The following is a 24,777-nucleotide window of genomic DNA, read 5'->3' as shown; positions in this document are numbered from 1 at the left end:
CGGCCCTACGGGGTCGGCCCGTCCTGGCCGTTCCCGGCCAGTAGGGTCGGGCCCGTGGACCACGTCGAGCTTCGCGAGGGATCGCGGGTCGCCCTGCTGGTGCCGGGTTCGGTCGAGTACGTCGACCTGGTGATGTCGCTGCTGGCGGCCGGGATGTTCCCGATCCCGCTGGACCCACGGCTCACGGCGTACGAACGTGACCGGATCCTCGCCGGGTTGTCGCCCGACCTGGTCGTCGACACCCCCGAGCTGCTGGCCTCGATGGTGCGGCACACGCCCGCGCAGCACCGGCGGGGCGTCCCCCGGGGGCGTCCGATGCACGTCACCAGCGGCACGACCGGGACGCCGAAGGGGGTCTACAGCGGGCTGCTCACCGAGCAGCAGGCCGCGGCCCTGGTGGCCGAGGAGCGCGACCTGTGGGGGTTCACCGCCACCGACGTCAACCTGGTGCTGAGCCCGCTCCACCACTCGGCGCCACTGCGCTTCGCGATGGGCACGATCCTGGCCGGCGGACGCATCGTCGTGCCGGGCCCCTTCGACCCCGCCGCTGTCACCGCCGCCATCGAACGGGAGCGGCCCACGACGATGTTCTGCGTGCCCGCCCACCTGCAGCGGCTCTTCGCGCACTGGGACGAGGTGGGCGTCCCCGACCTGTCCTGCTTCCGGCTGGTGGCGCACGCCGGCGCACCCTGCCCGCCGCCGCTCAAGCATCGGCTGATCGCGTCGTTCCCGCCCGGGTCGACCTGGGAGTTCTACGGCTCGACCGAGGGCCAGTTCACCGCCTGCCGCAGCGAGGAGTGGCAGGAGCGTCCGGGGACCGTCGGGCGGGCGCGCCCCGGCCGGACGCTCTCCCTGGACGACGACGGCACGATCTGGTGCACGGTGCCCGAGCACGCGCGGTTCTCGTACTTCGGCGACCCGGAGAAGACAGCCGCGGCCTGGCGAACCACCGACGACGGACGGCGGGCCTTCACCGTCGGGGACCTCGGGCGGATCGACGAGGCCGGCTACCTCCACCTCGACGGCCGGCGCGAGGACCTGATCATCAGCGGCGGCGTGAACGTGTACCCCCTGGAGGTGGAGAACGCGCTGCGCGAGCTCGACGGCGTGGTCGACGTGGCGGTCTTCGCGCGCCCGGACGAGGAGTGGGGCCAGCGGGTGTGCGCGGCCGTCGTCGGCCCGGTGGCCGAGGCGTCCCTCGTGGCGCACGCTCGGGAGCGGCTCTCCCCACCGAAGCGGCCCAAGACCTGGCTGGTCGTCGACGAGCTCCCCCGCACCTCGACGGGGAAGGTGCGCCGACAGCAGCTCAGCCGGCTGTCGGGGGAGCCCCCTCAGGCGTAGTTGGCGGTCCCGGGGTGGCGATCGTGACGTTCGAGAAGACGTCCTCGGCGACCGCCGAGCCCTTGGTCGCCTGCACCCGGAACTCGTAGCCGTGCCCGTCGACCAGCCCGCCGGCCGAGAACGTCGTCCCGGAGACCTCCTGCGGCAGCCGGACCCAGTCCTGGCCGATCGTGGTGTCGCGCAGCCAGACGAAGACGGCCGTGGCGCCCGGCGGCGGCACCCAGGACAGGTCCACGGCGCCCTCCGCGGGTCGCGCGCGGAGCACGGCCGGGAGCCGGGGACCGTTGGGCACCGGCGGCAGCGGCTCCGGGTACGGCGTGCCGAGGCCCAGCCCGGCCAGGGCGTCGGCCACCCCGGCCGCGATCTTGAGCTCGCCGGTCGCCGTCGGGTGCGCCGCGTCGTAGGTGTCGGTGCCCTGCACGAACGGCTCGACGGGGCGGGCGAGCACGACCCGGGCGATCGAGGTGTCCAGCCGGGCCGCGAGGCGGGCCAGGCCCGCGTCGTACTGCGGGACGCCGGCCAGCCACCGCTGGGGCAGCGAGGTCAGCACCACGTCGATGTAGGGATCCACGGCCCGCGCGTCGGCCACGAACCGACGCGCCGCCGCCAGCACCTGCGCCGGCTGCTCGTGGGCCCAGACGAGGTCGTTGACGCCCAGCGCCTCCACCACGACGTCGGGGTGGTAGTCGCGGACCAGCGTGGCCACCGGCGGCTGCTCGTCCGAGAACGCCATGCCCCAGCGCGCCGCGTGGTCCTGGTCGAAGGCCGGGTCGGCGTAGGCGTGCGACCCGAGCTCACCCGTCGCGTTGTCCAGCAGGTCGTCGCGCGGACCCACGAAGTCCACCTTCAGCCCGTCCGCGCGCAGGTGGGTCCAGAGCCGGTAGCGCCAGGTGTAGTCCCCCACGGAGCCCTGGGTCACCGAGTCGCCCACGAGGGCGACCCGGGTGGGGCCGCCCCGGTCGGACGACGGGCTGCAGGCGACCACGGACGCGACCAGCAGCGCGACGATGACGAGCAACAGCCGGTGGGCGGGCATGGGCGGCTCAGGCGGTGCGGACGGACCCCGCCCCGGCGAACGCGCGCCGGTACTGCTGGGGGCTGACGCCGCGGGTCCGGCCGAAGTGGTGGCGCAGCGTGGCGGCGTTGCCGAAGCCGACCTCGTCGGCGATCCAGTCGATCGAGTGGTCGGTGCGCTCGAGCAGCTCCTCGGCGGCCTGCACGCGCTGGCGGGTGACCCAGGCGTGCGGCGTCGACCCGGTCTCGGCCCGGAAGCGCCGGGCGAAGGTGCGCGGCGACATGTGGCAGCGGCGGGCGAGCGCCTCCACGCCGAGATCGTCGGCGAGGTGCTCCACGATCCAGGTCAGCAGCGGCCCGAGGGTCTCGGCCTCGCAGTCCGGCACCGCGCGGGCGATGAACTGGGCCTGGCCGCCGTCCCGGTGCGGCGGCACCACCATCCGACGGGCGGTCGCGGCCGCGAGCCGGGCGCCGAACTGCTGTCGCATCAGGTGCAGCGCGGCGTCGAGCCCGGCGGCCGAGCCGGCGCCGGTCACGATCGTGCCGTCCTGGACGTAGAGCACGTCCGGGTCGACGTGGGCCCGGGGGAACCGCTGCGCGAGCGCCTCGACGTGGCGCCAGTGGGTGGTGCACCGGCGCCCGTCCAGCAGCCCCGCCTCCCCCAGCACGAACGCGGCGGTGCAGTGCGCGAAGACCAGGGCGCCGCGGGCGTGAGCAGCGGCGACGAGCTCCGCCACCTCGGGTGAGGGGTCGAGGTGGTCGCGCTTCGGGGAGACGCAGACCAGGTCGGCGTCGGCGACCGCGTCGAGGCCGTGCTCGACGTGCAGGTCGAAGCCGGAGGGGCCCCGGACCCGTCCCGGACGCGGAGTCGCGACGACGAAGTCGAAGACCGGGTTGTCGTCCTCGGGATGGTGGGGCTCGGCCCACACCTCGCACATCGACCCGAGCCCGAACGGCTCGACCCCGTCCTGGACGACGACCGCGACCCGCTTCATCGGAGACTGCACCCCGTCATGCTGCCCGATCGCTGGCAGGAAATCAACGACACCTGACATTCCTGCCACTCGTGGCCGGATGTCCATGGTCACAGAATTGCTGCCATGACCTACCTGTTGATCCTGGCGGCGATCGCCGTCCTGCTCAGCGCGGAGACCGTCCGGCTGGCCCTCCGCGACGGGCGCGGGCCGAGCCGGCCCCCGCGCTCCCACCTCGACGACCCGAGGTTCCGCTCCCCCGCGCTGCCGCACTGACCGCGCACCTCCGTCCCGACCCCCGACGTACGACGAGGGCCCGGCCACCTTCCGGTGGCCGGGCCCTCGTGCGTGTCGCGGTGTCCTTGTCGGCCCGCTAGGACCGACGGATCAGTTGCCGCCGCCGGTCAGCTTCTCGCGAAGCGCCTGCAGCGCCTCGTCCGAGGCGAGCGAGCCGCCGCCCTCGGTGCTGGCGGTGGCGGTCTCGTCGCCGCCGCTGGAGTACGACGTGGCCTCGCCGGCCTCGACCTCGGCCTTGGCGGCCTCGGCCTGCTGCTTGACGTGGGCCTCCCAGCGGGCGTGCGCCTTGGCGTACTGCTCCTCCCAGACCGCGCGCTGCTCGTCGAAGCCCTCGAGCCACTCGCCGGTCTCGGAGTCGAAGCCCTCCGGGTAGACGTAGTTGCCCTGCTCGTCGTAGGTCGCCGTCATGCCGTAGAGCGTGGGGTCGAAGTCCTCGACGTCGGTGGCCGCGGCGGTGTCGTTGGCCTGCTTGAGCGACAGCGAGATCCGGCGACGCTCGAGGTCGATGTCGATGATCTTGACCATGACGTCGTCGTTGACCTGGACGACCTGCTCGGGGATCTCGACGTGGCGCTCGGCGAGCTCGGAGATGTGCACCAGGCCCTCGATGCCCTCCTCGACGCGGACGAACGAACCGAACGGCACCAGCTTGGTGACCTTGCCCGGGACGATCTGGCCGATCTGGTGGGTCCGGGCGAAGTGCTGCCACGGGTCCTCCTGCGTCGCCTTCAGCGACAGGGAGACACGCTCGCGGTCCATGTCCACGTCGAGCACCTCGACGGTGACCTCGTCACCGACGGCGACGACCTCGGACGGGTGGTCGATGTGCTTCCACGACAGCTCGGAGACGTGCACCAGGCCGTCGACGCCGCCGAGGTCCACGAACGCACCGAAGTTGACGATCGAGGAGACGACGCCCTTGCGGATCTGGCCCTTCTGGAGCTGGGTCAGGAAGCCGTGGCGAACCTCGGACTGGGTCTGCTCGAGCCACGCACGACGCGACAGCACCACGTTGTTGCGGTTCTTGTCGAGTTCGATGATCTTGGCCTCGAGCGTCTGGCCCACGTAGGGCTGCAGGTCGCGGACGCGACGCATCTCGACCAGCGACGCGGGCAGGAAGCCGCGCAGGCCGATGTCGAGGATCAGACCACCCTTGACGACCTCGATGACGGTGCCCTCGACGACGCCGTCCTCCTCCTTGACCTGCTCGATCGTGCCCCAGGCGCGCTCGTACTGGGCGCGCTTCTTGGACAGGATCAGCCGACCCTCCTTGTCCTCCTTCTGGAGGACCAGGGCCTCGACCTTGTCGCCGACCTCGACGACCTCGTTGGGGTCGACGTCGTGCTTGATCGACAGCTCGCGCGAGGGAATGACGCCCTCGGTCTTGTAGCCGATGTCGAGCAGGACCTCGTCCCGGTCGACCTTGACGATGGTGCCATCCACGATGTCACCGTCGTTGAAGTACTTGATGGTCGCGTCGATCGCGGCGAGGAAGTCCTCTTCCGAACCGATGTCGTTGACGGCCACCTGGGGGGCGTCGTAGTCAGGAAGAGTGGAGACAGTACTCGTCATAAGGAGGATTGGGCCTTCGTGTCGGATAGGAGTCGTACGGGCACGCCGGAGGTCGGGTTTCACTACCGATGGATCCTCCCGCGCGGGGCGCGGGGCTGATAGCGAGCCAAGTCCACTCCGTCCGGGACGTAGGCAGACTTCAGGCGCAGCGTCCAGCCTACGCCGCGGCGCCGCAGGACGTCCAACCGGGAGGGAGGCGCTTCTGGCCCTCCCACGGCACCGGGAACCCACGGAACCGCTCGGTGGCCCGCGCCGTCCAACCGGGCATGTCCAGGGTATCTGCCGTGCTCGCCGTCGGGGCGCTGTTCACGGGGTTGGTCGCGGCGTGCGCGGGCTGCTCGGGCACGGAGAGCGCGCCCCCCGAGTGCCACCCGGGCAGGTCGACGCTCTCGAGCCTCGACGCCGGCACCGGCCAGGTCGCCTGGCGGGCGTCGCTGTCGCAGACGAGTGAGCTGCCGCCACAGGTCGAGGACGGGGTCGTCGTCATCTCCGCCCCCTGCGGCGCGGCCGTGCTGGACCTGGCCGACGGCAAGGTCCGGTACGACGCCGCGACGACCGGCGAGCTCGTCGGCGTGGACGATGACGTGCTGTTCACCGTGGTCCGGCCCACGGGAGACCCCGCGACGGTCGTCGGCACGGACCTGCGCACGGGGCGGCCGGTGAGCGGCCTCTCCTCCAACCTCCCGTTCTGGGACGCGGTGGTCGCGGACGGCACGCTGGTCACGCTCTTCGGCGACGAGCTCCGCGGCGACGGGGGCGGCGAGGGCGGGACGGCGTGGCAGCTTCAGGTCCCCGCCTATCGCCAGCCCCGACTCGTGCTCGGCGGCCACCTGGTGCTGGTCGTCGCCGCGGACGGCTCGACCTTCGCGGTCGACCCGGCCGACGGCGCCTTGCGGTGGCGCACCGTCCCGCCGGTGGCGGCCACGTCGTACGGCATGCGGGTCACCGGCGACGGGGCCACCGTGCTCACGGCTGCCACCACCGGTGACGAGCGGCAGAGATCCTTCGTCTACGCCACCGACGCTTGGACGGGCCGGCTCGCGTGGACCCGGTCAGCGCTAGGGGTGCTCGGCGTGGACCGGCACCTCACCGTGCTGCGCACCGCACCGGGCATCGTCGCTGTCGATACGACCACCGGCGACCTGCGCTGGCGCCGTCCGGCCCCCGGCCTGGACGCCGACGCCGTGCTCGCGCCGGCGGCCCGCGGCGCAGGGGTCCTGGTGGCGCTGTCCCCCGAGGGCGTCACCGCCGTCGATGCGCGCACCGGCACCGTGCGCTGGAGATTGGGCGTCGAGCGGGTCCACCAGGAGCTCGCCCTGGCTCCTGACGGACGGCTGCTGCTCCTGGACTCCGACGTCGTCCCCCATCTCGGCGCGTAGGGTCCCTCCGTGAGTCGCGTGATCTTCATGTGCGGCCCCTCGGGGTCGGGGAAGTCGACCTACGCTCGGCGGCTGGAGCGCGACGACTACCGCCGGCTCCTCGAGCCGACCGGCGTCGTGCCCGAGACGATCTACCTGGCGACCGATCGCGAAACGGTCCTGGACCGCATGCGGACCAGGCGTGGCCACCACTGCGACGACTACGTGCTCCCCGATGACGTGGTCGGGGAGTACTTCGACCACTTCGAACCCCCGACGCCTCGCGAGGGCCCGCTCACGATCATTCGATAGCCGGACGGCCAGGCGCCCCGGCGGGCGGAGATTCTTTACTTTCGATTTCGGTGGTCCTGTGCAACAAGTGCGGTTCTGGGCGCCGGGGTGTCGGTGCCGGGTGCTTGCATGGATTCATGTTGATCACCGACCCGGCCGGCGAACCCGTGGAGCTCGACGAGCTCGACGGTGACGCCACCCTGTCGGTGCTCACGAGCCTGAAGGTCCAGGCGCGGGCGGTCGAGCGGGACAAGCTGCGAGTGGTGGCGCACTGGTGTGTGCTGCACCCCGCCACCGCCGAGGACGGGGTCGCGACCTGGGATCCCTCCGGGCTGCCGGGGGTGCTGGGCCAGGAGGAGTCCCTGGGTGGCGAGGGCTGTCCGCCGGTCGCGGCGTTCACCCCCGAACCCCTGGCCGCCACCTTGGGGATCTCCAAGCACGCGGTGCGCCAGCTGATCGCCGACGCCCTCGACCTGGGCCACCGACTGCCCCGCTGCCGACGGCGGGTCGAGGCGCTGGAGGTGGAGGCGTTCAAGGCCCGCCGGGTCGCCCAGCTGACCCACCCACTGTCACAGGCCGCCGCCGCCCAGGTCGACGCCGCCCTGGCCCCGGTGCTGCACTCATGCTCGTTCGCGGCGATCGAGCGTGCCGTCGCGGCCGCGATCGCCGCGCACCATCCCGAGCTGGTCGCCGAGCGGGAGAAGAAGGGCAAGGACGCCTGGGACGTCACCCTGCACCACCCCGGACCGGCCGACTTCGCGGGCACGTCCTGGCTCGAGGCGACCGGGGACACCTTGGACCTGACCGCGTTCTACGACCGGGTCGGCCAGATCGCCGCCGACCTCGCCGACGCCGGCGACACCGACCCCCTCGGCGCCCGGAAGGCCAAAGCCCTCGGGGTGCTGGCCCGCCAAGGCCTCAACGACGACCAGCCCGATCAGGCCCCACCGACCCGGCCGAAGCCGCCGCGCTCGCGCAAGCCCAAGACCCACCTGTTCTTGCACTTCTCCCTGACCGAGCTGCTCGGCCTCGGCGTCGACGACACCCTGGTGTGCGGCCAGGTCGAGAGACTCGGCCCCGCCCTGGAAGAGGCCATCGCGTCCTGGGTGCGCACCTCACAAGCCACCATCACCCCGGTCTTGGACCTCAACCGGTGCTGGGCCGTGGACGGCCACGACATCCCGGCTGCGATGCGCGAGCAGGTCGTCCAACGCGACAAGCACTGCGTGCACCCCTACTGCGCCACCGACGCCCGGGCCTGCGACCTCGACCACATCACCCCCTACCTCCCCCTCGACGAAGGCGGACCACCCGGCCAGACCAACCCCGACAACCTCGCCCCCCTCTGCCGAAGACACCACCGCGCCAAGACCAGCGGCCGATGGCGCTACCGACGCGACCCCACCACCGGCAACTACCACTGGACCGGCCCCCACCACCGCCACTACCTCACCACCCCACTGGGCACCCTCGAGCACCAGCCGAACTGACGCGCGCCCGGTGGTCGCCCGCGCGGTGACCTTGGCCCCTGCCCACCGGCGCCTCGGCCTTCCTAGCGTGGTGAGGACCGCACCGACCGGCATCGAGGGGTGAGCATCATGCAGCGCCTATACCTCACGTCGTACCGCTTCCGTGGCGACCTGGACGACGACGACCTGCAGGACCTGACGAAGAAGTTCGCGGAGGTGGGCCAGTCTCCAGACGTGATGGCGCACTACGTCACGCTCGACGGCCGCGGCGGTTTTCTGGTGCAGAGCGCCGAGGGCGACCCGGAAGAGGGTTACCGGACCACGCTGCAGTACGGCCCGTGGATCGAGTTCGAGAGCACGCCGGTCACCACCATCGAGGAGGCGTTCCCGGTCATCCAGAGCGTCTACGGCTGACGCCGCGACCTCGCACCAGCGCCAGCGCCACCAGCCCGGCGAGTGCTCCCCCGGCGACGTTCCGGACGACATCGGAGGTCTGGCAGATGCCCATGCCGGTCATGCTCTGCACCACCTCGACCGTGGCGCTGAGCAGCACCGCGGCCCCGAGCACCGGCAGGTAGCGCCGCAGCGCGAGAACGCCGAAGAAGCAGGCGGGCGCGAAGAGCAGCAGGTTCAGCCGGGCCTCCGCCGATCCCGTCCCGAGACCCGGCTGGACCAGGCAGTGCACCTGCCAGCTCCAGGAGGAGTGCGAGTCGTACCTGCCCAGTGTCGTCGCGACGACGAGCGCGGTGCCCAGCGCGGAGAGGACCGCCGCCGCGGTCCGCCCGCGCGACCACGACGCGCGCCGGGCGAGGAGGACGGCGATCGGCACCAACACGGCCGCAGCCACCAGGAGCGTCACCAGCGTCTCCGGGCGCGACAGCACGATGTCGGCGATCATCCGTGCCCTACGCACGGGGCGCCGCCTGCGGGTCGCGCGTGCGCGCGATCTCTCGCAGCAGCCGGTCGGCCGCCTCGGCGACCGGGTTCTCCGAACGGCGGCGGGCGAGGTCGAGCAGCGCCCACAGGTCGGCGGCGCGGGCCAGGGCCAGCGCCTCCGCGGGCGTGCCGCCGCGGCGGGCGACGTACGCCTCGAGCACGGCCGTGGTGAAGGCCGGATCCCGCTCGAAGCGCAGCAGGTTGCCCAGGTCGGTGTAGGGGTGCCCGGCGTGGGCGTACTCCCAGTCGACGAGCGCGGCGACCGCGAGGGTGCCGCGGTCGATCAGCAGGTTCTTGGGGTTGAGGTCCCCGTGCACCAGGCACCGGCGGCCCACCGTGTCGAGCAGGGCCTGGGCGTCGAGGACGACCTCGCGCAGCCCGCCCAGCTCCCCGGGTCGCCACCAGCCCAGCGCGGGCTCGACGAGCGAGACGAACGCCGGCAGGCCGTCCAGGGGAGGCGCTCCCTCCGCGGAGAAGCTGCCGATGCGCAGCTCGCCGTCGACGAACGGGCCGGCCTTCAGCATCGGCATCCCCGCGAGGTCGGCCAGCAGGTCACCCAGGTGCGCACCGAGCCTCGTCCGCCCGGCGTCGTCGAGGTCCGCCACCAGCTCGTCACCCCGCACGCCGTCGACCCAGCCGGTCACCAGCAGCGCCGGCAGGTCGGCGGCGGGGTCGGCCCGGCGCACCTCCAGCACCTCCGGGACCGGGACAAGTCCCCGGACCAGCCGGTGCAGCGCGGCGTCCACCTCGTGCGCGGCCGCGCCCCGGTGCCCGGTGCGGGCATAGATGCGCACCACGCTGCGCTCCCCCGCCGCCGTGGCGACGAACGTCTCGCCGGACCAGCCACCTGCCAGCGGTTCCAGGGAGGTGAGGTCCATGCCAGTACCCTGCCACCGTGGACGCCGATCAGCCGCAGCCGCCGGTCCGTGTCGAACGTCGGCCGGTCGACGAGGCCGAGTCCCGCCGGGCCAACGGCCCGGACTGGGACCGCTACGCGGACGAGTACCAGGCCACGCACGGGGAGTTCCTCGGGGACGTGGGCTTCGTCTGGGGCCCGGAGGGGCTCACCGAGGCGGAGGCACGGGTGTTGGGCCCGGTGGCCGACCGCGACGTGCTCGAGGTCGGCTCGGGCGCCGGCCAGTGCTCCCGGTGGGTGCGCGCCCAGGGCGGACGCGCGATCGGGCTCGACCTCTCCTTCCGCCAGCTCCAGCACTCCCGCCGCATCGACCTCGGCAGCGGTGTGGGCGTGCCGTCGGTGCTCGGCACCGCCACCCACCTGCCGTTCGCCGACGCCAGCTTCGACGTGGTGTTCTCCTCGTTCGGGGCCCTGCAGTTCGTCAGCGACATCGACCTCGCGGTCGGCGAGGCGGCCCGGGTCCTGCGCCCGGGCGGCCGGTTCGCCTTCTCCATCACCCACCCGACGCGGTGGATGTTCCCCGACGACCCGGGCGAGGAGGGCCTGGTCGCCAGCCAGTCCTACTGGGACCGCACCCCCTACGTCGAGGTCGACGACGAGACCGGCCGGGTGTCCTACGTCGAGCACCACCGCACCCTCGGCGACTGGGTGGCGCTGCTCGCCGACGCCGGCTTCGCGCTCATGAGGCTGGTGGAGCCGGAGTGGCCCGAGGGTCACGAGCGCGTGTGGGGCGGCTGGTCCGGCACCCGCGGCCGGTTCACGCCGGGCACCGCGATCTTCGCGGCCGACCTGCGTTGACGACGCTCCACCTGCCTTCGGGGACGACCGCGCAGCCCTCGATGTGCGTGGGCGGTCCCGGTGGGGGTACGAACTACACGTGACCGCAGTGGAGAGAAAACCCATCAGCCCCATCGCCCACTTGTCGGCCGAGGACGTCGAGCAGCTGCGCACCGAGCTGGACAGGATCAGGCAGGACGTCATCGACGACCGGGGGGCTGACGACGCGCGCTACATCCGACGCGTCATCGGTGCGCAGCGCACGCTGGAGCTGGGCAGCCGGGTGGTCCTGCTGTTCTCCCGCCACCGGCCGGCGTGGCTCCTGGGGACCGTCGGGCTGGCGCTGGCCAAGGTCCTCGACAACATGGAGATCGGCCACAACGTCCTGCACGGCCAGTGGGACTGGATGCGCGATCCGAAGATCCACTCCACGACCTGGGAGTGGGACCATGCCACGCCCGCCTCCGAGTGGAAGCGTGCGCACAACCAGATGCACCACCGCTACACCAACATCCTCGGCAAGGACAACGACCTCGGGTACGGCATCATCCGGGTCGACGAGGACCAGCCCTGGGAGCGCCGTCATCTGGCCCAGCCGCTGTGGAACCTCATCAACGCCTGCATCTTCGAGTACGGCATCGCGATGTACGACCTCGACCTCGGGGAGACGCTGCGGCAGGGCCACGGGCTCACCCCCGGGCTCCGAGGCCGCCTGGGCAAGACGCTGCGCAAGGTGCGCCGACAGGTGCTGAAGGACTACGTGGTCCACCCCGCGCTGTCGGGGCCGGCGTTCCGCTCCACGCTGACCGCCAACCTCACCGCGAACCTGATCCGGAACCTGTGGAGCCACTCGGTGATCATGTGCGGCCACTTCCCCGAAGGGGTCGAGACCTTCGAGCAGGAGGCGCTCGACCCCGAGGAGACCCGCGGCCAGTGGTACCTGCGCCAGATGCTGGGCTCGGCCAACATCTCGGGACCCCCGCTGATCCACCTGCTCAGCGGCAACCTCTCCCACCAGATCGAGCACCACCTGTTCCCGGACCTGCCGTCCAACAGGTACCAGCAGATCGCCCCGCGGGTGCGCGAGCTCTTCGACCGCTTCGGGCTGCGCTACCACACCGCCCCGCTGCCGCAGCAGGTCGCGAGCGCCTGGCACAAGGTGCTGCGACTCTCCCTGCCCAACGACTGGCTGGCCCGGACCACGTGGAGCAGCACCCCCAGCCGGGTGATCGAGATGCTGCGTGCTCCCGCGAGCCAGCCGCACCCGGCGGCCGGCGCCGCCTGACCCTGACCCCCTGGCTCTGACCAAGCCCGTTCCCCGACGCCGGCGCTGCTGCTCGGCTCAGGACCCTTCCGCTGCGCCCGGCTTGCCGGCGTCGGCGTAGGACCGGACGATCGAGGTCGTGAGCGGGAAGTCGACGGCGAGCTCGCGGAACATCAGGCTCCCGGCCGTGGCCGCGGCTCCGGCCGCCTGCTCGACGACCGCGTCGGCGAGCGCGGCCGGGGTGTGCACGACGACCTCGTCGTGAAGGAAGAGGACCAGGTGCGCACGGGACTCGAGCGGGCCGGTCCCGCCCAGCCGCCAGAGCCGGTTGCGCAGGTCCGCGATCCAGCACAGCGCCCACTCGGCGCCGGTGCCCTGGACGACGAAGTTGCGGGTGAACCGGCCGTACGCACGTCGGTAGCGGGCTCGGCTGTCCGGGTCGGCGGGCGCGTCGCCGGGGTCGTGGTCCCAGGCCTCGCCCAGTCCCTCGAGCAGGCTCGGCGACCCCCGCCCCAGCAGCGTGCGCACCACCTCGCCCCGCTCACCGGCGCGGGCCGCCTGCTCGACCAGGCCGAACGCGTCGGGGTAGCGCCGGGTGAGCTCCGCGACCATGCGGCCGCTCTCCCCGCTGGTGGCGCCGTACATCGCGCCGAGCAGGCCCAGCTTGGCGTTCTTGCGGGTCGCCACCGCGCCGTCGTCGACCATCCCCTGGTAGAGGTCGGCCCCCCGCGCCGAGCGAGCCAGCGCGCGGTCGCGACTCATGCCGGCCAGCACGCGCGGCTCGAGCTGGGCGACGTCGGCGACCACGAACGCCCAGCCGTCGTCCGCCACCGCCGCGGGCCGGATCTGGGCCGGGATCGACAGCGCCCCGCCGCCGTTCGACGCCCACCGTCCCGTCGCCGAGCCCGCCGGCTGGTACGACGGCCGGAACCGGCCTCCACTCACCCACTGGTCGAGCCACGCCCAGCCGTTGGTCTGGAACAGGTGCGCGAGCTGCTTGTACTGCAGCAGCGGGGCGATGCCCGGGTGCTCGAGCGCGCGCAGCGATGACGCGCGCGTGTCGGCGACCTTCAGCCCGGCGCGGCCCAGCGCGCTCAGCAGCTCGGGCCGCGAGTCGGGGTTGAGGTCCGGCGCCTCGAACGCCTCCCGGACCTCGGCGGCCAACGCTTCCAGCCCCTGCGGTCGGGCGCCGCGTGGCGGCCGCGGGCCGAGCACCTGCGCCAACAACCGTTCGTGGACGTCGACGCGCCACGGCACGCCCGCGTGCGTCATCTCGGCGGCGGCGAGCGCACCCGCCGACTCCGCCGCGAGCAGCAGCCCGAGGCGTGCCGGCTCCCGCGACGCCGCCACGGTGGCCAGCTGCCGGGCATCCTCGAGGTCGGCGCGCAGCCGCTCGGCCGCCTCGTCGACCGCGAACAGGCCGGTCTCGAACGCGACGGCCGGCCGCAGCCGGTCCCAGTGCTCGGACTCCGGACCGACCAGCAGTCGCGCGTCCGCGGCGGGCGCCCGCCGGAGCAGCTGGCGACCGAGCCGCAGGTCGTGGCACCGCCCGACCCGCACTCCGGCGGCCAGCAGCGGGGGGTACCACCGCGCGGTGTCGTCCCACACCCAGCGGGGAGCCTCCTCCTCGCGGGCGGCGACGAACCCCGGCAGGTCGGCCATCGGCTGCTCGAGCTCGCCCCCGCCCTCGACGACGAGCACCCCGTCGCCCGGCAGTCGCGAGAGCGAGATCCGGGTCACCAGGACACTCTGGCACCCGGGACCGACACACCTACCCCAGCGTGCCCCTCATCGAGGGGGAGCTCACACACCCACGGGCGTCTCGGTCCGCTCCGGTTCCGGCGCCGCCGGCTGGTCGCCGCGGCGGCGGAGGAAGAGCAGCGCCAGGCCGATCAGGAGCACCGGGATGCCCACCGCATAGCCGACCAGCGGCACGGTGTCGAGCACCATCGTGATCTGGCTCCACTTGGATCGGGCCTCGTCGACCTTGGCCTGCTGCTCGGCGCTGGTGAACTCGGCCTTCAGGTCGAGGATCTTGGTGCCGTCGGTGAGGTATCGCTGCTGGCTCTCGGCCTGGTCGACGATGCTGCCGGTGTGCGGGTCGACGTACACGTCCCGGACGTCGTCGTAGGTGCCCTTGACCGGCTTGGAGTCGGGGGTGCCGGCGATCACGTCGACCTTCGCGTTCTTGGTCACGGCCCGGTAGACGTAGGTCTGGAGCCCCTTCACCTCGGCCGTGCGCTGGTAGACCGCGTCCACCGGCGCCTGGAGGACGTTGTCCCAGTAGGGGTAGGTCTGCTTCTGGGCGTCGAACGGGAACTTGTTGACCAGCCCGGTGTGCGGCACGAAGTTCTTCGGCAGGTACTGCGGGTCGTTGATCGACATCGCGGTGTGCCGGTCGGTCGCGAACGTGTCGATGGTGACGTCGATCAGGTTCGGGTCCTTGTCGCTCGGACAGACCTGCTTCTGGCCGTTGTCGATGACCACGCAGGTCGTCCGCACGAAGACCGCGACCGAGCCGTCGGATCGGTTGCTGTCGTTCTGGTTGATGTCGAGGACGTAGATCGGGTAGCTCTCGAGCTTGCCGGTCTTGGGGTTCAGCTTGTCCGCGGAACCCCCGAGGTGCGTCGTGCTGTTGACGTCGATCGGCGTCCGCTTGACGTTGTCGGGTGCCCAGGTCTGGGCGACCACGGCGGCGACGATCAGGAAGGCGCCCAGCGCCACCAGCACCGCACCCAACCACCTGCGCTTCACGATTCCCCTCCCCAGGAGTGCCCCCCGTGGGGCCGCGAGTTACCGAACCGTAGCATCGGGACACCGGCCCTCGTGGGCTTCATCGCGAGGTTCGCCAAGATGGGGTGCGTCTCCTGTGAGATAGTCCCGCCCGTGTTCGCCCGACTACGACGGTACGCCGGGGCGTTGCTCGGGCACAGGGCGATCGTGCTGGTCGGCCTGGCCCTCGTGGCGGCCCAGCTCGGCTACCGCGCCTGGGCGCTGTCGGGGTCCTGGTTCTACTTCGACGACCTGGCCTTCATGTCGCGGGCGATGAACCTCCCGTTCGGCTGGCACTACCTCTTCGAGTCCTACGGCGGGCACCTGATGCCGGCCGGCTTCGCCGCCACCTGGCTGCTGACGAAGTGGGCGGTCTACGACTGGACGCCGTGGTGGGTCGTGCTGCTGGCCCTCCAGGGGCTGGCGGGGGTGGGCATGCTGCGGCTGCTGCTCTCGTGCTTCGGCCGCCGGCCGTTCGTGCTGGTGCTGCTGACCGGCTACCTGGCCTATGTCTTCACGCTGCCCGCCGGCCTGTGGTGGGCCGCCGGGATCAACCAGCTGCCGCTGCAGGTCGCCCTGGTCTTCGGCCTGCACGCCCACCTCGCCTACCTGCGCACCGCCCGGATCCGCCACCTGGTCGCGACCCTGGCCTGGACCACCGCGGGCCTGCTGTTCTACGAGAAGACCCTGCTGCTCTTCGGCGTCTACGCGATCCTCGCGCTGGGCTGGTTCTGCACCGGCAACACCCCCGAGCGACTCCGGGGCCTCTGGTCGGGCTATCGCGCCGGGATCGTCGCGCACTCGGTCCTCGCGGCCGGCTACCTGGCCGCGTACGTCGCGTGGGGCCTGGACTTCTCCCCCAGCAACAGCGGCGGCCAGTCGTGGACCCCGATCGTCTGGAACCTGGTGGCGGTCGCCTGCCTGCCGGCGGTGGTCGGCGGCCCGCTGACCTGGGAACCGCTGACCGTGGGCTCGATCGCCGACCCCTCCCAGCTCGTCCAGCTCGCCTCGTGGCTGCTGGTGGGCGGGGTGGCGTGGTACGGCCAGCGCACGCGCACCCTGAGCGCCCGCGCCTGGTGGCTGCTGGCGTTCACGCTGTTCGCCAACGTCGCGCTGCTCGCCTCGGCGCGCGCCAACATCGTCGGCCCGGACATCGCCCGCGAGTACCGCTACCAGACCGAGTCCGGCGCCCTGTTCGTGCTCTGCCTCGGCCTGGCGTTCCTGCCGCTGCGGGGAGCGGTGGAGGTCAACGAGCTGCGCCCGGACGTGCCGCGCAGCTACGAACGTCGCAGCCTGGTGGCGCTGGCCACGCTCGCGGTGACGACGGTCGCGATGGTCTCGAGCACGCGGTACGTCGACCTGTGGCAGCAGCGCAACCCGACCCGGGCCTACATCGACGAGGTGCGGCACAGCCTGGCCACCGCCCCGGACCCTCCCGTGCCGCTGGTCGACACCGGCGTCCCGACCAGCCTGCTGTGGGCCTTCCGCTACCCCGAGAACGCCTACAGCCACCTCTTCCGCCCCTGGGCGTCCGAGACCCGCTACCCCCGGCAGTCGATCGACCGGCTCTACATGTTCGACGACCAGGGCCGGCTGGCGCCGGTGGTCATCCCCCCGACCCGGCGGATGGTGCCCGCCGCCGGCTGCGGCTACCCGCTGACCGGCGCGCGCACCCGGATCCCCCTCGACGGCCCGGTGATCGGGGGCGGCTGGTGGATCCAGATGGGGTACGCGAGCCCGCGGCCGGTTTCCCTTCGCGTCACCGCGGGTGACGATGTGCATGACCTCGACCTTCCGAAGGGACTGCACAACGTGTTCGTGCAGGCGTCCGGCCAGTTCCAGGCGGTGACGGTGAGCGGGTACCCGCGGCGCAACGACCTCTGCGTCGTGGACGTGACGCTCGGCATCCCCGTCCCGGGGGTGACCGCGCCGTGACCGGCCTCCACGAGCGCACCGCCGCACGGCTGGTGCGCCACGACCGCGTCGTGCAGGCCGCGCTGGCGATGGTGGCGGCCCAGCTGCTCTTCCGCGCCTGGGCGACCTACGGCGCGTGGTTCTTCGGCGACGACTTCGCCTTCATCTCCCGGATGAACAACCTCGGCCTGGCCCCGGGGGTCGCCGCCCGGCCCTACGCCGGCCACGTCATGCCCGCCGGCATGTACCTGACCTGGCTGACCGACCTCGTCGCCCCGTTCGACTTCCGGGTGCCGGCCACCGTGCTGCTCGCCATGCAGGCCCTCGCCGACGCCGGGCTCCTGGTGCTCCTCCTGCGCCTGTTCGGTGCCCGGCGCGGGATCCTGCCGCCGCTGGCGCTCTACCTGTTCTGCGCGATCTCCATGCCGATCGCGATCTGGTGGGCCGCGGGTGTCAACCAGCTGCCGATGCAGGTGGTCTGGTTCTGGGCCCTCGCCTGCCACGTGTCCTACCTGCGGCGCGGCCGGGTCCGGCACGCCGTCCACGCCTGTCTCTGGCTGCTCGCCGGCCTCGCGTTCTACGAGAAGACGTTGCTGGTGGTGGGGGGACTCGCCCTGTTCTCGCTCTGCTACTTCGCCCGCGGCTCCCTGCCCGCGCGGGTCCGGTGGCTGTGGCAGCGCTACCGGGCCGGCATCGTGCTCTACGCCGTGATCTCGTGCGGCTACCTCGCCGGCTACGTCGTCGTCGGGCTGAACTTCAGCCCCGCCCGGGCCAACAACGACGCCCTCCCCCAGGTGGTCTCGAACATGGTCGTCCACGCGTGGGCCGCCGCCATGGCCGGCGGTCCGCTGCACTGGCAGTACTTCCAGCAGGGGGCCGTGCCGCAGCCCAACATTCTCGTGGCCCTGGCCGGGGTGGCGCTGGTGGTGCTGGTCGCCCGCGAGATCCGGCGCTGCCGGACCCGCAGCCTGCGCGCCTGGCTGCTGCCCGGGTTCTTCCTCGGCTCCAGCATCCTGCTCGTCACCGCGGGCCGCGTCTCGTTCGTCGGCGCCCAGATCAGCCTCGACTACCGCTACCAGGGCGAGCTCGCGGCGGTGACGGCCGTGGCCCTGGGATGTGCGGTGCTGCCGATCCGGGGGGCCGTCGAGTGCGCCGAGCCGAGGGCGGCTAGCGAGCTGCTCGACCACCCCTCCCGCGTCGCGGCGCTCGTCTCGGTCGTCTCGGTCCTGGCCACGGTCTCCTCCGCCCAGTACGCCGTGCACTGGCAGGACGCCAACATCGCCCGGCCCTACTTCTCCCACCTGCTGGGCGACCTCGAGCAGGCTCCGGCGCCGGTCCCGCTCATCGACGATGCGGTGCCCGACACGATCATGTGGCCGATCGGCTACCCGCTGAACCTGCAGAGCTACCTGCTGCGCGACTTCCGCGACCGCACCGACTTCACCGAGATCGCGACCGACCGCCTGTCGATGGTCGACGGCCACGGCCACGTCGAGCCCGCGGTGGTGCCCGTGGCCCGGCGCGCGCCGACGGGCCCGCACGGCTCCTGCGGCTACCGCATCCGGGCCTCGGGCCGGACGATCCCGTTGAACGGTCCGGTCGCCTACGGCGGCTGGTGGGTCCGGATCGGCTACCTCGCCAGCGCGGCCAGCCCGGTGCGGGTCGTGGCCGGGGACGCGGCGTACACGACCACCGTCCAGCCCGGCGTGCACGCGCTCTACCTGCGCGGCGGCATCCAGTTCGACCAGGTGCGGATCTCGGGCCTGGGAGAGAATGTGACCGTGTGCACCAACGACGTGACGGTGGGCCGGCCGGTGCCCCGGACGGAGTTCCACCCGTGAGCTTCTCCGACCGCAGCTTCCCCACGCTCAACGCCGTCCGTGCCATCGGTGCGTTGATGGTCGTGCTCACCCACGCCGCCTTCAACACCGGCCAGATCAACCACGGCTGGACCGGCGCCGCGCTGGCCCGCCTGGACTTCGGCGTCACGCTGTTCTTCGTGCTGTCGGGCTTCCTGCTGAGCCGCCCGTACTTCCTCACCCGGGCCCTGGGCCGGCCGTGGCCCTCGACCCGGCACTTCTTGTGGAAGCGGGCGCTGCGCATCCTGCCGCTCTACTGGGCGGTCGTGGTGCTGTCGCTGTGGCTGGACCCGGTGAACGACGACGCCGACTGGCGCGACTGGCTCACCCACCTCACGCTCACCCAGCTCTACCGGCACGACCTGCTCGCCAGCTCGCTGACCCAGATGTGGAGCCTGTGCACGGAGGTGGCGTTCTACCTGCTGCTCCCCCTCGTCTGCCTGCTCCTGGTCCGCGGCGGACGGAGGGCGGACGGGCTGCACCTGCCGAGCGTCTACCGGCGGGCCGGAGTGCTGGCCCTGCTCGGGCTCGTCTGGCAGGTCCTGGCCGCGCAGGTCCCGGGCCACGAGGGGCACTACGCCCAATGGCTGCCGGGCTATCTGCCCTGGTTCCTGGTCGGCGTCTGCTTCGCGGCGCTGTCCGCGAGCCTGGCCGTCGACCCCCGCCCGCACCCCGTCGAGCGGCTCGGCCACGACCTGGTCGGCTGCTGGGTGCTCGCCGCCGCGGTCTTCGCCATCGCCTGGTCGCCGGTCGCCGGCCCCCGCACGCTGCTCACCCCCGGCGGCTGGGAGGCGGGCTCGAAGCTGGTGCTCTACACGATCGCGGGCGCGTTCTTCCTGCTGCCGCTGGTCTTCGGCCCGGAGCGGGACGGCTGGGCCCGCACCCGGCTGAGCGGACCGGTGCCGGTCTGGCTCGGCGACATCTCGTACGGCGTGTTCGCGCTGCACATGTTCTTCCTCAACCTGGTCTTCCGGGTCCTCGACCTCCAGGTCTTCACCGGGCACTTCGTCGCGGTGGTGCTCGGCACCCTGCTGCTCACGCTGCCGGTGGCCACCGCGTCGTTCTACCTCTTCGAACGCCGGATCCTGCGGGCCAAGGACATCGCACCCTTCGCCCGGCTGGACTCCGGCGCCCGACCGGTCCGCGCGACGGTCAGGTAGACGGGCCCGTCCGGGCCGTCGTGCCGCGCCCGCCGGGCCCCGTGCGGCGCAACGCGGCCAGCGCCCCGACCGCGCAGCAGACGGCGGCCAGGCTCCACGCCTGGCTCCAGGTGACCGCCCACGACCGCTGCGTGAGCACCGACCAGGACAGCGCGAGGCTGCCGGTCAGCATGAGCAGGCCGGCCAGCAGCGACCAGCCCGCGAACCGCGGGACCAGCAGCCCGACCGCGAGCGCGGCCAGCATCCCGCCGAGGCCCCACCAGCCGCCCAGCAGCCCACCCGCCGTCACCGCGATCAGCGCGTCGAGCACCCCGGGACGGCCGGACCCGAGGGGTGCCGGGTGCCGCGTCCCCGCCGCGCGCCTCGCCCGCAGGGTCGCGGCGAGGAGCCCGAGCACCAGCAGCCCCACCAGCGCGGCCCCGAGGCCGAGCAGCACCGAGAACGTCGGGGCCGGGGCGAACCGCAGGGTCACGGTGCCGGCCGGGCCGGCCGGGAGCCGCCAGCCCTGCCGCCAGCCGTCGACCCGGGCCACCGCGAGGTCGCGGCCCTGCCAGGTCGCGGTCCAGCCGGGGTTGACGTTCTGCGGCAGGCTCAGCACCGTCGCCTGCGAGCGCGTGGGCACCCGCACCGACGTGGGGTCGCCACGACCGTCGCGGGCGACCGGGACCGCGCGCGTGAGGGGTGCCGGCGCGGCGCGGGTGCTGCTGAGCAGCAGCGTGTCGACGCGGAACAGCCCGTTGGGGGCGGCCAGGACGTCGGTGGTGCCCGCGGCGAGCTGCACGTCGTCGCGGCCGCACACCGAGAACGGCACGCTGGCCCCGCGGACCAACTGCTTGGTGCTGGCGCGCAACCGGGTCCGCACGATGGTGTCGCCCACGCGGACGACCGGGCCGGAGCCGCAGCCGAAGTCGCGCGGCACCCCGGCGTCCGGCGCGAGCGAGCGCCGGTTCACGCGCAGGCCGGTGACGCCGGGCGGCACGTCGGTGAACCGCTGGCCGGTGGTCGCGAACGCCTTCTGGCTGTCGACCACCCGCACCCGCAGCACCCGGGCCCGCCAGCCGGGCAGCCGGGCGCGGCTGTCCCCGCCGAGCCGCACGACGCGCTCGTGGCCGGCCGCCCGCACCCACAGCCGGGTCGGCCGCTCGGCCGGTGCCGCCCGGTTCACCCGGGCGGCGATCCAGTGCAGGGTGCGCGGCCGCGCGAACCGCACGGTCAGCGTCTGTCGCGGTCCCCGGAGCAGCCAGGTCGTGTGGTGGTCGCCGTCCACCGCGGCCAGCGGCCCCTCCGCGACGTCCCCGACCCGCCCGGGGGCGGTGGCCGTGACCCCCGAGGCGAGCAGGCCCCGACCATGGCTGGTGCGCCGCAACGACACGGTCCCGCTCAGCCGGTAGTCGCCGGGGTAGACGGTGCTGAACCGGCGGGCCAGGGTGTCGCCGTCCTCGCCGGGCGCGATCAGCGCGTCCTCACAGGGCAGCGCGTGGCCGCTCAGCACGCAGGCGGCGCGGTCGGGGTCGCGCTGCAGCGAGATCGCGTCCACCGGGAACCGGTCGTCGGGCGGCGGCAGCTGCAGGTAGCGCTGGGCGGCGAGCGCGGGCGTGACACCGACCTCCGCGATCCCGAACGAACCGGGGAGGCGCAGGTCGCGGCCCGCCGCGGTGACGCGCAGGAACGTCGCCCCGGCGAAGCCCACGTCGTAGGTCCGGGCCCGGCCGGGCGCCGGCGCCGGCACCACCTCGGTCCCCTGGTCCGAGCGCAGCGCCAAGCGGGGCACGGCGACGGAGTCAGGCGTGAGCCGGACCGTCACCTTCTCCAGGTACTCCAGCCGGGCCAGGTCCGTCTGCCACCACTGGCCGGTCGGGTCGACCTGGCGGGCCGAGCGCCAGCCCGTCGCCGGGTCGCCGTCCAGGGCGGCCCCGGGGTGCGAGCCGATCCGCAGCGGCGGCAGCGCGTCGGCGTACGCCTCGGAGCTGCTGGCGCTCACGCCGGCCACCGCACCCGTCCACAGCTCGGTGGTCTGCCAGCGCTCGGGGTGCTCCAGGAAGCGGTGGGTGTGCTCGGGACCGCCCAGCCGGTAGGGCGCGCCTGCGGGCATCGTCGCGGACACGTTCCAGCGGACCGCCGCGAAGTTGGTCTCCCGGCGCCGCAGCCCGTCGGTGAGCACCTGGCCCGCCTCCCCGCCGGCGGCCGCCGAGGCGTCCTCGGGGAGCAGGTGGGCCGCGGGACCGCCCACTCCCGGGCGCAGCCCGGCGCCGGGGCCGCCCACGACGACCTCCGGGTCGGCGGTCAGCCGGGCCCCGGCCGGCGCGCTCACGTCGTACACGTCGACCGAGCCGGTGCGCGTGGCCAGGCCGTTCCCGGCGACCACCCGGGTGGTGCCGTCGGGCCCGTAGGACACCGGCCGTGACCCCACCCGCGGGCCGAAGGACCGGGCCAGCGTGAGCCCCGGCGAGTGGGTGAGCACGCTCTTGACGTACGCCGGGTCCGGTGCGCCGGTCTGGAACCGGTCGAGGTCGTTGCGGACCACCAGCCGGCTCACGCCGCTCGCGGCGAGGTAGGGGGCCAGCGTGCTGCTCGGGTGCCCGGACTCCAGCACCCGGGTGACCGCGTCGAGGAACACCACGTTGCCGGGCGGGGCCAGCGGGATCACGTTGCGGACCGCCCAGGGGCTGGTGGCCAGCCCCTGCAGGACGTCGTCGTGCACGTTGCCCCAGTCGTAGACGCCGAACGCCGCGGCCGGCACCTCCAGGGAGACCGTGCCGTCCTGGTCCTGCCGGGCCAGGTAGTCCGCCGCGGCGGTCCAGTAGCCCGGCACCGCCTCGACGCCGGCGCGCGGCGCGATCTCGTCCTGCACCCACGGCAGGGCGAGCGCGACCAGCGCGAGCGCGGTGGCGACCTGGACCAGCCGCAGCGCCGTCCGCGACCCGGCTCCCCGGAGCAGCGCCGGGATCGCCCGCAGCGCGTGGGCGAGCCCCAGCACCAGCGGCAGCCGGAGCACGACGTCGAACTTGTGCAGGTTGCGGAACGGTGCGAGCGCACCGTCGAGCAGGTCGGTGCGGTCCGCGGCCCACCACCCGGCGAGGTCGCCGGAGTAGCCGAAGCCGACCAGCGCGACGCCCGTGACCAGTCCCAGCACCAGGAACCGCTGGTGCGGGTTGTCGCGCAGCAGCATGCCGACCAGCCCGAGCGCCACGAGCCCCGCGGCGTCGAGCACCAGGAACGGGGTCGTGACCAGGTGCTGGCCGGCCGGGTAGTCGATGCCGGCGAAGTAGGCGACCCAGTCCGAGGTGCCCACGAGCGTGCGGGCCAGGCCGGTCGGCACCGTGGTGATGGTGGCGTTCTCGATGTAGTCCAGGAACGGCGGGCTGTAGCGGCCCAGGACGAGCAGCGGCCCGACCCACCAGAAGGTCGCGAGCCCCGTGAACAGCGTCCACCAGCCCAGCAGCGGCCACTTCCGCGGCCCTGCGGACCGGGTGAGGATCCACAGCACGCCGAGCGGCAGCACGGCCGCGACCGCGACCGCGTTGACGCCGCCGCAGGTCGCCACCACCAGGGCGCTGAGCGCCGCGCCGCGGCGCACCGAGCCCCGCTCGCTGGCGGTGATCAGCGGCAGCAGCACCCACGGCGCCAACGCCATCGGCCAGACCTCGACCGAGACCCCGCCCAGCAGCGTGGTGATCCGCGGGCTCAGGACGAACGCGAACCCCGCCACCACCTGGGTGACCGGGGACCCCAGCCGGAGCCGCTGCGCGAGGCGGACCACCCCGAAGAACGCCAGGCAGAGCAGCAGGCTCCACCACAGCCGCTGGACCACCCACTCGGGCAGGTGCAGGAGGTGCCCGAGCCAGAAGAACGGTCCCATCGGCCAGGCGTAGCCGTAGGCCTGGTTCTGCAGCTGTCCGAACGCCGCCACCGGGTCCCACAGGTGCAGGCCCGCCGACAGGAACTTCCCGGGCGCGGTCAGCAGGTCGAACTTGGTGTCGGCCACCATCCGGCCCGCGGACTGGGCGAAGCACAGCGCGGTGATGAGCGCGGCGTAGCCGCACATCCGCAGTCGCGACGTGGCCCGCCCCCCGGCCGGCAGGCCGGGCGACGAACGGTCCCCCGAGCCGCTCACTTCCTGCGCACCACGATCACGAGGTTCCAGGTCAGCAGCTCGCGCAGCACCGGCACGCGGACCAGCCACCGGGCCCACCGCGGGTGGTAGCGGGGCAGCACGTCGACGACCTCGCCGGCGTGCTGGCGCCGGGCCCAGGCCAGACCGTCCCGGACGGTCACGGCGAACAGCGACTCGCCGTACCGGTTCTTGGGCTCGTGGCCGTGCCGGGCCAGGTAGCGCCGCCGGGCGCGGCGGCCACCGAGGTAGTGCCAGGGGGCGGTCTCGTGCCCGCCCCACGGCCCGAACCACACCGTGTAGGAGATGAAGGCCAGACCGCCGGGGCGGGTGACTCGCAGCATCTCGTCGGCCATCCGCCACGGCTCGCGCACGTGCTCGAGGACGTTGGAGGAGTAGCACAGGTCGACCGCCCCGTCGGCGAACGGCAGGTTCATCCCGTCGCCGACCACCGTGCCCGTGGCGATCGCGCCGGTGCCGGCCAGCTCACCGACGTCGGCGTCCAGCGCCCAGTACGTCGCGCCCGCGGCCTCGAAGGCGTCCCGGAAGTAGCCGGGGCCGCCGCCGACGTCGAGCACGGTGCACCCGGCCAGGTCGAGGTAGGAGGACAGCTGCCCCACCGAGTCCGCCGCGAGCGCGGTGTAGAACCGCTCGGGGTCGGGCTGCTCGTAGCGGAACTCCCCGAGGAGCCGGACCGAGCGGCGCAGGCTCGCGGCCCAGGCCCCCCGGGAGCCAGTGGACCCGTGCTGCAT

20 protein-coding genes are annotated in these 24,777 nt (G+C 73.2%); 11 read left to right on the top strand and 9 right to left on the bottom strand.

What is annotated here, in order from left to right; translation table 11 throughout:
- Positions 1-54: 54 nt before the first annotated feature.
- Positions 55-1,341, top strand: a complete 1,287-nt coding sequence (locus tag BJZ21_RS08265) for a class I adenylate-forming enzyme family protein (protein ID WP_343052034.1) — start codon at positions 55-57, stop codon at positions 1,339-1,341.
- Here the strand turns inward: BJZ21_RS08265 and BJZ21_RS08260 are convergent.
- Together BJZ21_RS08260 and BJZ21_RS08255 are read right to left on the bottom strand one after the other, a co-directional pair.
- Positions 1,307-2,377: a GDSL-type esterase/lipase family protein gene (locus tag BJZ21_RS08260; RefSeq protein ID WP_179663295.1), complete on the bottom strand. Its 1,071-nt coding sequence runs from the start codon at positions 2,375-2,377 to the stop codon at positions 1,307-1,309. The two genes, BJZ21_RS08265 and BJZ21_RS08260, sit on opposite strands and share 35 nt — an antisense overlap.
- Before the next feature lie 7 nt (positions 2,378-2,384).
- Positions 2,385-3,362, bottom strand: coding sequence for a GlxA family transcriptional regulator (locus tag BJZ21_RS08255; protein ID WP_343052033.1), 978 nt, complete (start codon positions 3,360-3,362; stop codon positions 2,385-2,387).
- 93 nt (positions 3,363-3,455) lie between these two features.
- Between BJZ21_RS08255 and BJZ21_RS08250 the strand changes: the two genes are divergently transcribed.
- On the top strand, positions 3,456-3,605 hold the full coding sequence (locus BJZ21_RS08250) for a hypothetical protein (RefSeq protein ID WP_179663294.1): 150 nt from the start codon (positions 3,456-3,458) through the stop codon (positions 3,603-3,605).
- 111 nt (positions 3,606-3,716) lie between these two features.
- Here the strand turns inward: BJZ21_RS08250 and rpsA are convergent, their stop codons facing one another.
- Positions 3,717-5,198 carry a 30S ribosomal protein S1 gene (gene rpsA / locus BJZ21_RS08245; protein ID WP_179663293.1) on the bottom strand — a complete coding sequence of 494 codons (1,482 nt, stop codon included), beginning with the start codon at positions 5,196-5,198 and terminating at the stop codon, positions 3,717-3,719.
- Between the two features lie 284 nt (positions 5,199-5,482).
- On the opposite strand from rpsA, the gene BJZ21_RS08240 reads away from it, so the two are divergent.
- The 4 genes from BJZ21_RS08240 (at position 5,483) to BJZ21_RS08225 (ending at position 8,730) form a co-directional block, all read left to right on the top strand.
- Positions 5,483-6,577, top strand: coding sequence for an outer membrane protein assembly factor BamB family protein (locus BJZ21_RS08240; RefSeq protein WP_179663292.1), 1,095 nt, complete (start codon positions 5,483-5,485; stop codon positions 6,575-6,577).
- A gap of 9 nt (positions 6,578-6,586) precedes the next feature.
- The gene (locus tag BJZ21_RS08235; protein ID WP_218851382.1) at positions 6,587-6,868 is read left to right on the top strand and encodes an ATP-binding protein; all 282 of its coding nucleotides are present in this window, start codon (positions 6,587-6,589) and stop codon (positions 6,866-6,868) included.
- Between the two features lie 116 nt (positions 6,869-6,984).
- A complete protein-coding gene (locus BJZ21_RS08230; protein ID WP_179663291.1) occupies positions 6,985-8,337 on the top strand; it encodes an HNH endonuclease in 1,353 nt (450 codons plus the stop codon).
- A 108-nt stretch (positions 8,338-8,445) separates the two neighbouring features.
- Positions 8,446-8,730: a DUF3303 domain-containing protein gene (locus tag BJZ21_RS08225; RefSeq protein ID WP_179663290.1), complete on the top strand. Its 285-nt coding sequence runs from the start codon at positions 8,446-8,448 to the stop codon at positions 8,728-8,730.
- Here the strand turns inward: BJZ21_RS08225 and BJZ21_RS08220 are convergent.
- Positions 8,708-9,229 carry a VanZ family protein gene (locus tag BJZ21_RS08220; RefSeq protein WP_179663289.1) on the bottom strand — a complete coding sequence of 174 codons (522 nt, stop codon included), beginning with the start codon at positions 9,227-9,229 and terminating at the stop codon, positions 8,708-8,710. The genes BJZ21_RS08225 and BJZ21_RS08220 overlap by 23 nt on opposite strands.
- Positions 9,222-10,130 carry a phosphotransferase family protein gene (locus BJZ21_RS08215; protein WP_179663288.1) on the bottom strand — a complete coding sequence of 303 codons (909 nt, stop codon included), beginning with the start codon at positions 10,128-10,130 and terminating at the stop codon, positions 9,222-9,224. Before BJZ21_RS08215 ends, BJZ21_RS08220 begins: the two co-directional genes overlap by 8 nt.
- A 17-nt stretch (positions 10,131-10,147) precedes the next feature.
- Between BJZ21_RS08215 and BJZ21_RS08210 the strand changes: the two genes are divergently transcribed.
- Entirely contained in the window at positions 10,148-10,966 is an 819-nt protein-coding gene (locus tag BJZ21_RS08210) for a methyltransferase domain-containing protein (protein ID WP_179663287.1), read from the top strand.
- A 79-nt stretch (positions 10,967-11,045) separates the two neighbouring features.
- Complete coding sequence (locus BJZ21_RS08205) at positions 11,046-12,230, top strand: fatty acid desaturase (protein ID WP_179663286.1); 1,185 nt, start codon at positions 11,046-11,048, stop codon at positions 12,228-12,230.
- A gap of 57 nt (positions 12,231-12,287) precedes the next feature.
- Here the strand turns inward: BJZ21_RS08205 and BJZ21_RS08200 are convergent, their stop codons facing one another.
- Both BJZ21_RS08200 and pgfA read right to left on the bottom strand, forming a co-directional pair.
- A complete protein-coding gene (locus tag BJZ21_RS08200; protein ID WP_179663285.1) occupies positions 12,288-13,949 on the bottom strand; it encodes a bifunctional 3'-5' exonuclease/DNA polymerase in 1,662 nt (553 codons plus the stop codon).
- Between the two features lie 63 nt (positions 13,950-14,012).
- Entirely contained in the window at positions 14,013-14,963 is a 951-nt protein-coding gene (gene pgfA, locus BJZ21_RS08195) for a cell envelope lipid trafficking protein PgfA (RefSeq protein WP_179663284.1), read from the bottom strand.
- Between the two features lie 132 nt (positions 14,964-15,095).
- Here pgfA and BJZ21_RS08190 point away from each other — a divergent pair, with 132 nt between their 5' ends.
- The 3 genes from BJZ21_RS08190 to BJZ21_RS08180 are packed head-to-tail and all read left to right on the top strand — an operon-like array spanning position 15,096 to position 19,914.
- The gene (locus BJZ21_RS08190; protein ID WP_179663283.1) at positions 15,096-16,916 is read left to right on the top strand and encodes a hypothetical protein; all 1,821 of its coding nucleotides are present in this window, start codon (positions 15,096-15,098) and stop codon (positions 16,914-16,916) included.
- Positions 16,913-18,736 (top strand): hypothetical protein, encoded by a 1,824-nt coding sequence (locus BJZ21_RS21700; protein WP_179663282.1) that lies wholly within the window; start codon positions 16,913-16,915, stop codon positions 18,734-18,736. The genes BJZ21_RS08190 and BJZ21_RS21700 overlap by 4 nt, the downstream gene beginning before the upstream one ends.
- Entirely contained in the window at positions 18,733-19,914 is a 1,182-nt protein-coding gene (locus tag BJZ21_RS08180) for an acyltransferase family protein (protein ID WP_179663281.1), read from the top strand. Before BJZ21_RS21700 ends, BJZ21_RS08180 begins: the two co-directional genes overlap by 4 nt.
- Here the strand turns inward: BJZ21_RS08180 and BJZ21_RS08175 are convergent.
- Positions 19,907-24,028: an alpha-(1->3)-arabinofuranosyltransferase domain-containing protein gene (locus tag BJZ21_RS08175; protein WP_179663280.1), complete on the bottom strand. Its 4,122-nt coding sequence runs from the start codon at positions 24,026-24,028 to the stop codon at positions 19,907-19,909. The two genes, BJZ21_RS08180 and BJZ21_RS08175, sit on opposite strands and share 8 nt — an antisense overlap.
- Positions 24,025-24,777, bottom strand: coding sequence for a class I SAM-dependent methyltransferase (locus BJZ21_RS08170; RefSeq protein WP_179663279.1), 753 nt, complete (start codon positions 24,775-24,777; stop codon positions 24,025-24,027). The genes BJZ21_RS08175 and BJZ21_RS08170 overlap by 4 nt, the downstream gene beginning before the upstream one ends.

It is taken from the genome of Nocardioides panaciterrulae, assembly GCF_013409645.1.
Classification (GTDB): Bacteria; Actinomycetota; Actinomycetes; order Propionibacteriales; family Nocardioidaceae; genus Nocardioides; species Nocardioides panaciterrulae.
Note: the sequence above shows the minus strand (reverse complement) of the source record. Positions and strands in the feature narration are given on the sequence as shown.